The organism is Flavobacterium sp., from assembly GCF_046073885.1.
Taxonomy (GTDB): Bacteria; Bacteroidota; Bacteroidia; order Flavobacteriales; family Flavobacteriaceae; genus Flavobacterium.
Map to the genome: position 1 here is coordinate 12,365 of NZ_JBJTND010000007.1, position 15,512 is coordinate 27,876.

Consider the following 15,512-nt stretch of genomic DNA (forward strand, 5'->3'; position numbering starts at 1 on the left):
AAAAATTATCAGTTCAATTAAATAATTCTGAAAGGAAATTGATTACTTCTTAATTCCGTTTTCAAATTTTATTACTTTACCCAAAGTAAAGTTAGCTTTTTGATCTATTTTCGGATAATTTCCTTCACCATCTTCATACAACATTTTGTGTGCATTGTATTCATAATGACCAAATTTCCCTTTTAAATCTCCAATTTCAACTACGTAAGCATTAAATTGGAGTTTGCCATCAATAAGCTCTTCCTTAAACTGTGCAGCAAAATTCGCAATAATTTTTTTACCATCATAATTTATTTTGACATTTTTATAAAGAAAATCATAAAATACAGCATTATTTTTAGCTATTTGGAAATATTCTGCATAATTATCATCAACTATATCGATTTCGTAAATATGTTGCAATCCCGAAATCAATGAAATGAAAATCATTTTTCGTGTAAATTCTCTATAATAATCACTTTGAAAATGCCCCGCTTCAAATAAAATTGTGGGAACACCCTGTGAAGTAAATTGATCACCAATGCAATTCGGATTAAATCCGTCATCAAAAAGAGCAACTTGCCCCGGAATGTGTATTTGCAACTCTTTATTCATGGCCACAATTACTTGCATTGCTTTAGCTCGAACACCATTAACCTCTCTAGCTTCATTATATGAAGGGGCCAAAAAAGAAACAGTCGCAGGATTCCCATCGTTTCCAGCACCATATATTGTTCTTTGATCGTGTAAATTAAAACAAAAATTAGGCTTAAAAGAATCAAATACTTTTCGTAATATTCTACTTTCAGGTTGGGATAAATCAACCGAATCCCGATTTAAATCTATATTATTTGCATTCTCACGAGTATAAACTTCCGCTCCATCAGGATTTACCATTGGTAGAATACAAAATGTAAATTGTTTTCGTAATTCAATTCCAATTTTCTCATCTGAATGTAACAGATTAATAAAATCAAAAACTGCCTTGGTAGTGGTACTTTCGTTTCCGTGCATTTGAGACCACATGAAAACTTTAGTTTTCCCAGAACCAACAAGAAATTGATAAATCGGCTTCTCTAAAACTGATTTTCCAACTACTTCAATAGAATACTTATTTAATATAGGCTCAATATCTCGCAAGGTAATGTACCTCCCAAACAAAGAGTTTTCCTTGTACTGCTTATGTAATTCAATATAATCCATATTACTTATTCAACGATAAAACTTTGTTCTACTATTTTGCCAACCACTCCTTTATAAAAAGGCAATATCAATTTCATGTCCTCTTCATAATTGCCTGTTGGCGTCAATAACTGACCTATTTTAACTTCTTTTTTTCCAAAATCAAAAGCGACTGGAATTATAGGAACATTTGCCTTTAATGCAATATAGTAAAAACCTGTTCGCAATTCCTTTACCTTTTTTCTAGTCCCTTCTGGAGAAAGTGCCAATCGAAACACATCCTGTTTTGCAAATACTTCTGCGGAAGCATCAACATTATTTTTTCCTCCACTTCGATCTAATGGCGCACCACCAACTGCCCTAAAATAATAACCAAAAGGAAAAATAAACAGTTCTTTTTTTCCAACAAAATTGATTTCGATATCCAATATACCGCGAATCAATAAGGCAATAAAAAAATCCAAATTACTGGTATGTGGAATCACAATGAAAACACATTTTTTAATTTTAGGATCAAAATTTCCGATTAACTTCCAACCCAATAACTTGTAAAAAATAAAACTGTATAGTCGTTTTTTCATTTGAATTATTTTGTGTAAATTTAATATTATTCTGCTATTTTTGAGAAAAATATAAAAATGATCGCCAAATTCTTAAGTTATTTTCTTCCTATTAATGTGATTAAGAAGAAATCTTCTGTAAGTAACTCAATTGAAGTAACTTGGAATAACGGTGAGCTTGTAATTGATTCAAAAAACACCAATTATTCTTACGGGAGTTTGCAGCGAATTTTAAAAAAAGGATTAAAATATATTGGGTACGAACGTATAAGAAAATTTGAAAAAGTATTAGTCTTAGGAGTTGCTGGAGGAAGTGTAATAAAAACTTTAGTTGAGGACATTAAGTTTAGCGGAAAAATTATAGGGGTTGAATTAGATCCTGAAATCATTGAAATAGCTAATACCTATTTTAAAATTAATGAGATAAAAAACTTAGAAATAGTAATTGGAGATGCTTTTGAATTTGTTTTAAAATCTAAAGATAATTTTGATTTAATTATTATTGATGTGTTTCAAGACACTACCATGCCTAGCTTTTTATTTGAACCTCATTTTACGCAAAGAGTAAATAAAATATTAAATACCAACGGATTTATTTTATTCAATACCATGGTGATTAATGAGAAAAACAGAATTCGAAATCTAGACTACAGAAAAAATTTCGACGAAAATTATTCCCTCAGAATGTATCCAAAAGTGGAAGTACACAACGAGCTATTCACTATAAAAAAATTGAGCTAAATACAAAAAAAAGCACAGAAAGAATATTTCTGTGCTTGAATTGACTCTTACCTGTATTCGTAGTCTTCCGTAAACTCTACGCTGCCCATATAACCAAGCCAATAGTATAGTGAATCATATCAACCATTTTGATATTACAAATTTGCAAGGTTTGGAAACAATAAATATTACATGAAAAATAATTTCTTTTACATAAATTACATATTGAAGATTATTTAAATAAAAAAAACACTATCAGAGATAGTGTTTCATAATTATATTAGATTAATAAATTCCTATTTTTTAGACAATTGCTTTCTAGTTTTATAAGCTTTAAGGTATTCTCCTTTTGGTTTTCCATCATCAAACGAACTAAATAAAACAGGAAATGCGGCTTTACTTCGCGCTTCTTCATTTGAAAAACCTTCATACTCTATTCTATAAATTGCCGAATACAATTGCGCTCTACCAATTCCGTGATAACAATGAATCAAAACAGGATAATTTGATTGATCATCCATGATTTTAAAAAATACATCTAAGTTTTTTTGATTCGGAATTTGATCCGATCCATTATTAAAATAGTGAACCCCTGGGATTTTTGCAACCGCATCTTTTTCGGCGGTTAATTCTGCTGGGATTTCTGGATTATTTACATCATCTCCAGTTCCAGGAAATCGTAAATCAATTATTGATTTAATGTGGTATTTTTTAACATAACTTTCAATCTCATCGGGCGGAATCACACCACTTTTATAAACTTTACCTTCAGTTATAGTCATAAAATTATGATTAATATGTCGGTCATAAACATATTTCCCGGTAAAAATCAATGCAATGATAAGTACTGCAACTACTATTTTTTTTTTGATACTCATTTGAATTTATAGCTGTTCTATTTTGCAAAACTACTAAATACTATAAGATTAATTAAAATTATAATGATAATAAATTTATTATTAATTAATTTGCATAAAATTACCATACCTTATAGAATGACAAACATTACCCGACTTTTCGATTTTCCCTATTATCAATTACAAAAAAACAACATAAAAAACTGTTTAGTTACTAAATACGATGGAAAATGGGTAGAAACATCCACTCAAGAATATATCAATAAAGCAAATGCAATTTCAAGAGCATTGCTTCGACTCGGGGTAGCGAAAAATGATAAAATTGCTATAATTTCTTCCAATAATAGAACAGAATGGAATATTATGGATATTGGAGTTCTTCAAACTGGAGCTCAAACTGTGCCCATATATCCAACCATAACCGCAGAAGATTACGAATATATTCTTGTGCATAGTGAATCCAGTTATTGTTTTGTATCGGATGAGGAAGTATTAAATAAGGTAAACTCCATTAAGCAAAATGTTCCCAATTTAAAAGAGGTATATTCCTTTAACAACATTAATGGTTGTAAGTCTTGGACTGAATTATTAGAATTAGGTGAAGATACATCAAATCAAAATGAAGTTGAAGATCGCAAAGAAAATGTAAAGCCAGAAGAATTAGCAACGATAATCTACACATCTGGAACAACGGGAAAACCTAAAGGCGTTATGCTATCGCACCATAATATTGTTTCCAATGTTTTAGACAGTTCGCCTAGAATTCCATTTGAAGAAGGAACCAGTGTTGCGCTAAGCTTTTTGCCTATTTGTCATATTTTTGAAAGAGTCATTTTATACATCTATCAATATTATTCAGTTTCTATATATTTTGCCGAAAGCATTGACAAACTTTCAGAAAACATTGCAGAAGTAAAACCTACTGTGTTCTCAGTAGTTCCTAGATTATTAGAAAAAGTGTACGATAGAATAATTGAAAAAGGATCTGCCTTAACTGGTATTAAAAGAAAATTATTCTTTTGGGCAGTTAATTTAGGCTTGAGATACGAACCTTATGGAGCCAATGGAATTTGGTATGAATTGCAATTGAAATTAGCTCGTAAATTAATTTTTAGCAAATGGAAAGCAGGTCTTGGAGGAAATCTAAACGTATTGGTTTCGGGTAGTGCTGCTTTACAACAAAGACTGACAAGAGTATTTGCTGCTGCTGAAATGCCTGTTATGGAAGGTTATGGGTTAACCGAGACATCTCCGGTAATCACTGTAAACGATAAAAGAAACAGATTATTTAAGATTGGAACCGTTGGTAAAGCAATACAAAATGTTGAAATTAAAATTGCAAGTGACGGAGAAATACTTTGCAAAGGATCGAATGTTATGATGGGATATTTTAAAGATGAAAAATTAACCAATGAAGTTATTGTTGACGGCTATTTTCATACGGGTGATATAGGTGAAATAGATTCGGAAGGTTTCTTAAAAATAACCGATCGTAAAAAAGAAATATTTAAAACATCGGGAGGAAAATATATCGCTCCTCAAAATATTGAAAACACAATAAAACAATCCCTTTTCATTGAGCAAATTATGGTTATTGGAGATGGTGAAAAAATGCCAGGAGCCTTTATTCAGCCTAACTTTGGCTACATTAGAACATGGGCAGAAAATGAAGGGATTGCAATTGGAGATTCTAATGAAGATTTAATTTCAAATTTCAATGTGATTCAAAAAATTCAAGAAGAAGTTGATTTCTACAATGAGAAATTCGGTAATTGGGAGAAAGTTAAACGATTTGAATTGACTCCAAATGTATGGAGCATTGATGGTGGTGAACTTACTCCTACCTTAAAATTGAAACGAAAAATTATTAAAGAAAAATACATTCAGTTGTACAACAAAATTTATAATTCTTAGAACGTTTTATTTTTAAAAAAATAAAATACTAATTATCAATTTTTATTGCATATAAATTGCAAATCAGCTAAAAAAATTCCAAAAAATATCTTTAATTTGTACAAATACAATGAAGAATGGAATTTAATCCTGAAACCTTAGAAACCAAAGCAATTTATAAATTGCTCACCGGAACCATAATTCCCAGACCCATTGCTTGGGTTTCCACTGTGGATGAAAATGGCATTAATAACCTTGCTCCATTTTCATATTTTAATATGGTTGGAGATGACCCGCCTCATATTATGTTCTCTACGCGCAGAGATGCCAATTCCAATAAAGACACTTTAAACAACATTTTAATCAACAAACAATTTGTGGTAAATATGGTCACCGAAACGCTCGTTGAACAAATGAATGCTACAGCACAATCGGTTACCCCTGATGTTGATGAATTTGAGTTGGTTGGCGTAACTCCTGTACCATCTATTGCAGTAAAACCAAAGCGTGTTAAAGAAAGTCCGATACATTTAGAATGTGAATTGACACACCATTATTTTTTAGAAGACCACAAACAAGGGGGTGCATGCGTGCTTATTGGTAGAATAATTCACATGCATTATGATGATTCTGTGCTACTTGATGATTATAAAATAAATTTGGAAACCTATAAACCAATTGCGCGTTTAGCAGGCTCCAATTACAGTAAAATAGGAGAAATTTTTTCTGTTAAAAGAAATTAAAATATGAAAATAGCAGTTATTGGCGGTGGTCCTGGCGGACTTTACTTTTCGATTCTTACCAAAAAAGCAATGCCGCATTGCCAAATAGATATCTACGAACGCAACAAACCCGATGATAGTTTTGGATTTGGAGTTGTTTTTTCAGATGAAACGTTAGGTGAATTCTTAAAACGCGACATGCAGTCGTACGAATTAATTCGAAGCAAATTTGCTTATTGGGATGACATAATTGTAGCAAGAAATGGCGAGCAAGTTAGCATTGCCGGAAACGGATTTTGCGGCTGTTCTCGAAAAACCTTATTGCAATTACTGCAACAAAGATGCCTTGAAGAAGGTGTGAATTTACATTTTGAACAAAATATTGATGATTTATCTCAATATGCCGATGCCGATATTATTCTTGCTTCCGATGGAATTTCAAGTGGAATTAGAACTAAATACGAGAAAGAATTTGGAACCAAAATTGCTTTAAAGAAAAACCGATTTGTGTGGTTGGGATCAACCAAACCCTTGGATGCATTTACTTATTTTTTCAGAGAAACCCCACATGGAACAATTGTTGCCCATTCCTACCAATACGAAGAAAATCGAAGTACTTGGATTTTCGAATGCAGCAATGAAACCTGGGAAAAACATGGTTTTGAAGTAACTAATGAAGAAGATACCATTGCAAAAATTTCCGAACTATTTAAAGAAGAATTGGATGGACATCCATTGCTTACCAATAAATCACATTGGCGTCAATTTCCACATGTAACCAACGAAAATTGGTACCATAAAAATATCGTTTTACTAGGCGATGCTAAAGCTACAGCCCACTACTCTATTGGTTCTGGAACTAAATTAGCAATGGACTGTGCGATTGGTTTATCCGATGCAGTAATTGCAAATCCAACTGATGTGCAAGCGGCGTTTCAGCAATATGATATATTTAGAAGAAATACGGTAGAAATGATACAGCATGCGGCTTTAGTTTCGCTAGATTGGTTTGAAAATATGGATCGCAACATGCAACATCCTTTTTACCAATTTGCTTTTGGATGCATGACTCGATCTAAAAAAGTGACGTATGAAAATCTAAGATTACGCGATAAATCATTCACCGACAAAGTATTGGCAGAGTTCAACAACAATCAACTCTCTGCTCCTGCTGCTTTTTCTAAATTTAAATTACGTGATTTAGAATTGCAAAATAGAATTGCAATGGCTCCAATGGGGCAATATCAAGCCGAAGATGGGGTTGTAAATGATTGGCATTTTCAACATTATACTTCAAGAGCTTTAAGTGGTTTAGGATTGATATTAACCGAATTAACAGCAATATCAGAAACAGGAAGAATAACTTTAGGTTGTACAGGAATATATAATGACAATCAATTAGTTGAATGGAAAAAAATAACTGATTTTATTCATAAAAATACGCAAACTAAAATCGGAATTCAACTGGGTCATTCAGGCAGAAAAGGTGCTACCAAAAAACCATGGGAAGGTGGCGAACCATTACAAGATAGTTGGGAATTACTTTCTGCTTCACCTTTAGCCTATACTGAAAAATTTGCAGTACCAAAAGAAATGTCTGTTTCCGATATGGATCAAATTGTTTCTGAGTTTGTTCAGGCTACTAAAAATGCAAATGAAGCAGGTTTTGATTTAATCGAATTACAAGCGCATCATGGATTTTTATTGGCTTCCTTCCTATCTCCACTTACAAATAAAAGAAAAGATGAATTTGGCGGAAGCATTGAAAATAGATTGAAATTTCCATTACGTGTTTTTAACGAAATGCGTGCCGTTTTTCCAAAAGAAAAACCAATGTCCGTTCGAATTTCTGCAACCGATTGGGCTGAAGACGGTATTTCTGAAGCACATGTATTTACAATAGCCTCTGAATTCAAGAAAGCGGGCGCCGATATTATTAATGTTTCAACGGGTAACACCGTGGCAAATCAAAAGCCCCAAACGGGTAGAATGTGGCAAACGCCTTTTGCTGATGCCGTTCGAAATACCGTTCATATTCCAACTATTACTGCGGGTTATATTCAAGACATTGATCAAATTAACACCATTATTCTTAATGGAAGAGCCGATATTGTAGCACTTGGAAGACCTTTGTTGTTGGATCCTTATTTTGTTCGAAATGCTCAAGCCTACGAACAATTAGAAACAGAAATTCCAAATTCCTACAAAGCAGGAATATCCCATTTATATCCTTTAAAAGCAGCCGAAAGAAAACAATTGGAAGGAATGAAAAAAGCATTGAAACCAAAAAGTAATAAGAAATAAAATGATGCCTTATTTAGATAATTTTGCTCATGACAATTTACCAAATCAGGAATTACAACCTGATTATCTATTTACCGATTTACCTCAATTTCAACATCCAGAAATACTGAATTGTGTAGATAAATTGTTGGACAATCATATTAAAGAAGGTCGCGGCAATAGCGTTTGCATCCGAACTTTTGATGCAACATGGACCTATCAAGAACTATTTGAAAAGGCAAATCAAATAGCACACGTATTGGTTGAAGATTTAAATTTCAAATCGGGAAATCGGGTACTGATTCGTTCAGCAAATAACCCAATGATGGTCGCTTGTTGGTATGCCGTATTAAAAGCAGGAGGTGTAGTTGTTGCTACCATGCCGCTACTTAGAGAGAAAGAACTGACCACAATTATTGATTGCGCACAAATTTCTCATGCGTTTTGCGATAAAGAGTTGGAAGAGGAAATGATGCAGGTGAAATCTGAATATCTAAAACAAATCTGTATTTATGGAAATTCTCAATTGGAGGAATTGATGAAGTCAAAACCTACTACTTTTTCTAATTATAATACCAATAAAGATAGCGTTGCACTCATTGGATTTACCTCAGGAACAACAGGATTACCCAAAATGACTTCACATTTCCACAAAGACATTTTAAATATTTGTGAGTGTTTTCCAAGATATTCTTTGCAACCTACTTCCAATGATATTTTCACTGGAAGCCCTCCAATCGGTTTTACCTTTGGATTAGGTGGATTGGTTTTGTTTCCCATGTATTTTGGTGCTTCGACTTTTTTAATTGAAAAACCAAGCCCTGATGTAATATTAAATGCAATACAAGAACATAAAATCACCATTTGCTTTACCGCTCCAACTGCTTGGAGAATCATCACAACCAAAGTAAAAGAATACGATATTTCTAGTTTGCGAAAATGTGTTTCGGCAGGAGAAACTTTGCCTTTAAAAGTTTGGCAAGATTGGTACGATGCTACCGGATTAAAGATAATTGACGGAATTGGAGCTACAGAAATGCTGCATATTTTCATTTCTTCCAATGAAGAAAACATGAAACCTGGAGCCACCGGATTACCGATAACAGGTTATGAAGCCAAAATAATTGACCTTAACGGAAACGAAATGCCAACCAACGAACCTGGAAGATTAGCCGTGAGAGGAATTACAGGTTGTAAATATTTAAATCGTGAGGACAAGCAACGAGAATATGTTGAAAACGGATGGAATATTACCGGTGATATTTTTAGAAAAGACGATGAAGGATACCTTTGGTTTGTGGCTCGTGGCGATGATATGATCATTTCTTCTGGATACAACATTGCTGCAATTGAAGTAGAAAGCGTACTTTTGACTCACGAGGATATTCTAGAATGTGCTGTTGTGGGTTTACCCGATGAAGAACGCGGTATGTTGGTTTGCGCGCATATTGTATTGAAAGATAAAGATAAAGCTTCAGATGCGATGAAAAACAGAATCCAACATTGGTTTAAAGAAGTGGCTGCGCCCTACAAATATCCAAGAGTAATTAATTTTACTGAGGCTTTGCCAAAAACTGAAACCGGAAAAATACAACGATTTAAATTAAAGTAAGTTGAACCAACCCTTTATATAACAAGAAAAAATTCGTTTTCAGCATGAAACCAAAAGAATTACAATAGTAGATTTGAAAGTATAATTCAAAAAAGAAGCTCAACGAAATAAATTTTAATTGAAAAATTTATGAAAAAACTATTACTCTTTTTATTTAGCATTACTTGTTTTGCTCAGGCACCTGCTATTCAGTGGCAAAAATCTTTTGGCGAGAGTAATAATGATTACACTGCAGAAATAAAACAAACTCCTGAAGGAGGCTATATTTTAGTAGGATCAACAAACTCAACAACAGGTAACTGCATAAATAATCATGGATCATTTGATATTTCGGTCATTAAAATAAATTCAACAGGAGAATTAGAATGGCAAAAATTATTAGGAGGAACTGCATTGGATTACGGGCGAAGTATTGTAACAACATCTGATGGTGGATATTTAGTTGCAGGTTATACTGCTTCTACCGATTTTGATGCTATAGGCAACCACGGAAATAAAGATTACCTAATAATAAAATTAAATCCTTTGGGGGATGTAGAGTGGAAAAAATGTTTCGGCGGAAGTCTGGATGATTATTGCGATACAGTTATCAATACTTCAGATGGAGGTTATGCTTTAGCTGGATATAGCGGTTCTCACGATGGAGATGTTACTGCCGTTCTACCAAATTCGGGATGTTGGATATTAAAATTAAACGCAGAAGGAAACATAATTTGGCAAAAATCTTTTCAAGATAATATCTATTCAACTGGATACAAAATAAATATAAAGCAAACTCTCGACAATTCTTTTTTAATTGAATATGTTGCATCTTCTCCTAATGGTATTACTGAGGGTAACGTAACTACATATTATAGCGATATTTTTGTTAAAAAAATAGACAGCTTAGGCAACAACGTTTTATTTCAAAGACATTATGGTGGATCCTATAGTGAAAGTGCTGGTGAAATAGCTCCAACAAGTGATTCGGGATTTGTACTTATTGGTGGTTCATTAAGTAATGACTTGGATGTTTCAGGACATCACGGATTTCCTTCAGATACTAGCGGTAATGGTAACTCGGATTTGTGGGTAATGAAAGCAGACAGTAGCGGAAATATACAATGGCAAAAATCTTTAGGGGGTACGATTAATGATAATGGGGTATCGGTAAAAACAACTGCAGACGGAGGGTATATTATTTTAGGTTCTACAACATCAAATGATGGTGATGTTACTGGAAATCATTCACAATACATTAGCGATTATTGGCTGATAAGATTAAACAGCATTGGTATAGTATTATGGAAAAAATGTTTCGGAGGTACTGAATCTGAAACCGCGAGTAATATTGAAATCACAAATGATAATGGATATATTATTTCAGGTATAAGTACTTCAAGTAATGGTAATGTAACTGTAAATAATGGCCTTTGGGATGCGTGGATTATAAAACTTACTCCTGATTCTTTATTCAATACTGAATTCACTCATAATCAATTTTTAGTTTATCCAAATCCTGCAAATAACCTATTAAATATAAAACTTGACAATAATTTATCAATAGATAAAATAGTTATTTCTGATATTTGTGGTAAAATAATAATGGATCAAAAACAATCAGAAACACATATAAATGTAGAGAGATTATCCTCTGGATATTATATTCTTGAAGTTTTTTCTGGAGAAAATAAATATCAATTTAAATTCATAAAACAATAATGAACCAACCCTTTATAAAACAAGAAAAAATTCGTTTTCAGCATGTAGATTATGCAGGAATAGTTTTCTATCCTAGATTTCTAGAAATGCTGAATTGCTTAGTCGAAGATTGGTTTGAAGAAGCATTAGAGCGTCCGTTTTCAAAAATGCACGAAACTAATGGAATTCCAACCGTTGATTTGAAAGTACAATTCAAAAAAGCTGCCCGCTTGGGAGAAATCTTAACTAAAAAATTATGGGTAAAAAATTTAGGTGGTGCTTCCATTCTTTGCGGATTTTCATTTGAAGATGAGAAAAATGCTATTTGCTTAGAAGGCGAAGTGACTCTAGTTAATGTTGCATTTAATGAAGATCGTACCGATATTAAAGCGGCTCCTTTTTCTGAAGAAATGAAAAATAAAATAGCTTCATTTATAATATAATTTAACAAAATGGATTTCAACAAATTCAAAGCCGCCACCGTTCAAACGTCACCCGTTTTTTTAAATGTAGAAAAAACGATTGAAAAAGCAATCACTTTCATAAAAGAAGCGAGTAACAACGGCGCACAACTAATTGCTTTCCCAGAAGTTTTTGTAGCAGGTTATCCGTATTGGAATTGGATCATGACTCCGGTACAAGGGAGTAAATGGTATGAAGAATTGTATAAAAATTCGGTTGCTGTTTCTGACGAATCCATGCAACCCTTATTTCAAGCGGCAAAAGATAATAACATTCATATTGTTATTGGAATCAACGAACGCGGAGATAGCTATGGTGAAATTTACAACACCAATTTAATTATTGATAACCACGGAAATCTAATTGGCAAACACCGAAAATTAGTACCAACTTGGGCGGAAAAACTAACTTGGACCTCCGGCGATGGTTCGTCATTAAAAGTATACAATACCGAAATTGGTCCGATTGGAACCTTAGCTTGTGGTGAAAACACCAATACTTTGGCACGATTCACTTTGCTGTCGCAAGGCGAATTAATTCATATCGCCAATTACATTTCGTTACCGGTTGCCCCACCGGATTATGACATGGCTGAAGCTATTAAAATTCGTGCGGCAGCCCATTCATTTGAAGGAAAATTATTTACAATCGTTTCGTGTTCTACCATTTCGCAAGAAATTAAAGACGCTTTACGAGCAGATGTTCCAAATGTTGATGAATTGCTGACTAGAAAAAATTCTGCTTTCTCTGGATTTATTGGTCCGAATGGCACCGTAATAGGAACTCCATTAATTGACGAAGAAGGAATGATCTATGCATATATTGATTTGGAAAAATGCATTCAACCGAAGCAAATGCACGACATTTTAGGACATTACAACCGATTTGATATTTTTGATTTACGAGTGAACACAGCTCCAACCAGAAAAATCACTTTTATTGACAATCATGAAGAATTTAATAAAAAATAGTATTAAGCCAACTTATTATGGAAGATAAATTTTCAGATGATGTTTACGGAAGAGCTCGAGTTCAGGATTCACCTGAATTGGAGGCCTATTACAAAGAATTAGAAACGCTTGGTGCAGGTGCATTATGGACAGTTGCCAATGATATTGAACCTTGGGAACCACGATCTACCTCAGTTCCAATGCTATGGAAATATGATGATTTGAGAGCCTTAGTCTTAAAGTCCTCCGAATTAGTTACCCCAGAACAGGCCGGTCGTCGTGTGGTTTATTTAGTAAATGACAAACGAAAAGACGTGTCGGCTGCTGTAGGTTGGTTGTATACCGGAATTCAAGTAACCCGTCCTGGCGAAAGCACTTCGGCACACCGTCACCGTGCTTCTGCATTGCGTTTCATAATGGAAGGAAGCAAAGGATACACTGTTGTAGATGGAAACAAAATCATGTTGGAAGTGAACGATTTTGTAATTACACCCAATTCCACTTGGCACGAGCATGGTGTTGAAGCAGATGGTGAAACTTGTATTTGGCAAGATGGTTTGGATATTCCTTTGGTTAATGCTTTGGAAGCAAATGATTATGCCGTTTATGATGGGAAACAACCTTTAACAAAACCTATCAATCATTCTCCAATGACTTTTGGTGGCGCAGGATTAATTCCGGCAGATACAACTTGGAACAAACCTTACTCGCCTCTTTTTAAATATTCTTGGAAATATGTCTATCCAAATTTATTGGAAGTAGCAAAAGTGAACGAAATCAATCCGTTTGACGGAATCTTAATGCAGTATTCCAATCCTTTAACAGGTGGTCATGTGATGCAAACTATGGGTGCGGCTATGCAATTGTTACCGGCAGGATTTAAAGGAAAAGCCCATAAACACACCGGATCTTTTGTTTACCAATGCGCCAAAGGAAAAGGCTATTCCATCATTAATGGTAAACGATTCGATTGGAAAGAGCGCGATATTTTCTGTGTCCCGAGTTGGGCTTGGCACGAACATCATAATCTTTCAGAAACCGAAGATGCTTGTCTTTTCAATTTTAATGATTTACCGGTAATTGAAGGATTGGGACTATTTCAAGGAAGAGACTATTTAGAAAATAACGGACATCAATTGATTCAATAATAAAACTTAGTTACTTAGCAACTTCGAACCATATAAAAAATGAAACTACTTACATACAAAACAGCAGACACAGAACCTCGATTGGGTTTTCTTCATAACAATCAAGTAATCGACATGGAAGATTTTGGAGATATTTCCAATTTTCCGCTTCCAAATGAAATGCTTGATTTAATAGACTTGGGATTCGAAATCATTGAAGAAATTACTGAAATGATTGCGGAAACTCCAGAGAACTTCTTTGAAGAAATTTCCTACGAAATGAGTGAAGTTACTCTACTTGCTCCGATTGAAAAACCGAGAAAGAACATCATCGGAATCGGATTGAATTACACCGAACACGTTGCCGAAAGTGCAAGAACATTAGACACAACCGGTAAATTACCTCAAAAACCAATTATCTTTTCGAAACCGCCTACAACGGTTACAGCAACCAATACCCAAATCATTAAAAACACCAAACTAACTTCTCAATTGGATTGGGAAGTAGAATTGGCTGTCGTGATTGGTAAAAAAGGAAAATACGTTGCAAATGCTGATGCGTTGGATTTTGTATTTGGTTATACCGTAATCAACGATATTTCTGCTCGTGATTGTCGTAGAGAAGGCCAATGGATTGTTTCAAAAGGGCAAGATACTTTTGCGCCTATGGGCCCTTATTTGGTAACCAAAGACGAAATCGAAAATCCGCATAACTTGAACTTATCGTTAAAGGTTAACGGAGTTGAAAAACAAAATTCGAACACTCAGTTTATGCTTTTCAATATCAATGATTTAATTGAAGATTTAAGCATTGTGTTTACTCTTGAACCTGGAGATATTATTGCAACAGGAACACCATCAGGCGTGGGCGCCGGTAGAGATCCTCAAGAATGGATGTATGATGGCGATGTGGTGGAAGCCTGTGTGGAAGGAATTGGAACAATAGTGAATACAGTTAAAGAAATATAATTATGAAATTAAAAATTACATTAATTGCATTTATTTCCATTTGTTTAAATACCTATTCACAAAATACAATTATTAAAAAAGTGAATTATGCTAACGTTGAAATTGAAGTTCCTGCAAATTATATTGCTAATTCAGAATACGAAATTGAAAATGAGAATTTTTCAGCTCAATGGTTATATCTTTCAAAAGAGATGTTTGATCAAAATGTTCAATATCAACTAATAAAACAATTTGAAGTTCAAACTAAAGCAAAAGAAATCTCAGAAATCAGTTTTATATCTAATGGATCAATATTTAAAGGAAAAATTTATAAAATAATAAACTCCAATTTAAAATATAAAGTATTGGCTTCTGGAATGGTTAATAATCAACCATTAGTGCTTAATTTAAGTTTTAAAAACGAACCTAAATCAAACACAGATTTGGATCAATTAATGCATAACTTTATTAAATTTAAAGATTAATCATTTGCGAACTTTGCGAAAACCTTAGCGTCTTTGCGTTTAACTAAAATAA

General features: G+C 33.6%; 14 protein-coding genes. 11 read left to right on the top strand and 3 right to left on the bottom strand.

Features of this window, described 5'->3' with window-relative positions; all coding sequences use genetic code 11:
• Positions 1-42 precede the first annotated feature (42 nt).
• On the bottom strand, positions 43-1,182 hold the full coding sequence (locus ACKOWY_RS00605; protein WP_408939503.1) for a M14 metallopeptidase family protein: 1,140 nt from the start codon (positions 1,180-1,182) through the stop codon (positions 43-45).
• A 5-nt stretch (positions 1,183-1,187) separates the two neighbouring features.
• Complete coding sequence (locus ACKOWY_RS00610) at positions 1,188-1,742, bottom strand: 1-acyl-sn-glycerol-3-phosphate acyltransferase (RefSeq protein WP_408939504.1); 555 nt, start codon at positions 1,740-1,742, stop codon at positions 1,188-1,190.
• Between the two features lie 57 nt (positions 1,743-1,799).
• On the opposite strand from ACKOWY_RS00610, the gene ACKOWY_RS00615 reads away from it, so the two are divergent.
• Positions 1,800-2,462, top strand: a complete 663-nt coding sequence (locus ACKOWY_RS00615; protein ID WP_408939505.1) for a spermidine synthase — start codon at positions 1,800-1,802, stop codon at positions 2,460-2,462.
• 275 nt (positions 2,463-2,737) lie between these two features.
• Here the strand turns inward: ACKOWY_RS00615 and ACKOWY_RS00620 are convergent, their stop codons facing one another.
• Positions 2,738-3,319, bottom strand: a complete 582-nt coding sequence (locus ACKOWY_RS00620; protein ID WP_408939506.1) for a dual specificity protein phosphatase family protein — start codon at positions 3,317-3,319, stop codon at positions 2,738-2,740.
• A 117-nt stretch (positions 3,320-3,436) separates the two neighbouring features.
• Between ACKOWY_RS00620 and ACKOWY_RS00625 the strand changes: the two genes are divergently transcribed.
• The 10 genes from ACKOWY_RS00625 (at position 3,437) to ACKOWY_RS00670 (ending at position 15,460) form a co-directional block, all read left to right on the top strand.
• A complete protein-coding gene (locus ACKOWY_RS00625; protein WP_408939507.1) occupies positions 3,437-5,212 on the top strand; it encodes an AMP-dependent synthetase/ligase in 1,776 nt (591 codons plus the stop codon).
• Positions 5,213-5,328: 116 nt separating this feature from the next.
• The gene (locus tag ACKOWY_RS00630) at positions 5,329-5,934 is read left to right on the top strand and encodes a flavin reductase family protein (protein ID WP_408939508.1); all 606 of its coding nucleotides are present in this window, start codon (positions 5,329-5,331) and stop codon (positions 5,932-5,934) included.
• A 3-nt stretch (positions 5,935-5,937) separates the two neighbouring features.
• Positions 5,938-8,217, top strand: coding sequence for a bifunctional salicylyl-CoA 5-hydroxylase/oxidoreductase (locus ACKOWY_RS00635; RefSeq protein WP_408939509.1), 2,280 nt, complete (start codon positions 5,938-5,940; stop codon positions 8,215-8,217).
• A 1-nt stretch (position 8,218) separates the two neighbouring features.
• Entirely contained in the window at positions 8,219-9,808 is a 1,590-nt protein-coding gene (locus ACKOWY_RS00640) for an AMP-binding protein (RefSeq protein ID WP_408939510.1), read from the top strand.
• Between the two features lie 129 nt (positions 9,809-9,937).
• Positions 9,938-11,509, top strand: a complete 1,572-nt coding sequence (locus ACKOWY_RS00645) for a T9SS type A sorting domain-containing protein (protein ID WP_408939511.1) — start codon at positions 9,938-9,940, stop codon at positions 11,507-11,509.
• Complete coding sequence (locus tag ACKOWY_RS00650) at positions 11,509-11,931, top strand: acyl-CoA thioesterase (RefSeq protein WP_408939512.1); 423 nt, start codon at positions 11,509-11,511, stop codon at positions 11,929-11,931. The genes ACKOWY_RS00645 and ACKOWY_RS00650 overlap by 1 nt, the downstream gene beginning before the upstream one ends.
• A 9-nt stretch (positions 11,932-11,940) precedes the next feature.
• The gene (locus ACKOWY_RS00655) at positions 11,941-12,921 is read left to right on the top strand and encodes a carbon-nitrogen hydrolase family protein (protein WP_408939513.1); all 981 of its coding nucleotides are present in this window, start codon (positions 11,941-11,943) and stop codon (positions 12,919-12,921) included.
• A 17-nt stretch (positions 12,922-12,938) separates the two neighbouring features.
• The gene (locus tag ACKOWY_RS00660) at positions 12,939-14,048 is read left to right on the top strand and encodes a cupin domain-containing protein (protein ID WP_408939514.1); all 1,110 of its coding nucleotides are present in this window, start codon (positions 12,939-12,941) and stop codon (positions 14,046-14,048) included.
• Between the two features lie 39 nt (positions 14,049-14,087).
• Positions 14,088-14,996: a fumarylacetoacetate hydrolase family protein gene (locus tag ACKOWY_RS00665; protein ID WP_408939515.1), complete on the top strand. Its 909-nt coding sequence runs from the start codon at positions 14,088-14,090 to the stop codon at positions 14,994-14,996.
• Between the two features lie 2 nt (positions 14,997-14,998).
• Positions 14,999-15,460 (top strand): hypothetical protein, encoded by a 462-nt coding sequence (locus ACKOWY_RS00670; protein ID WP_408939516.1) that lies wholly within the window; start codon positions 14,999-15,001, stop codon positions 15,458-15,460.
• Positions 15,461-15,512 lie beyond the last annotated feature (52 nt).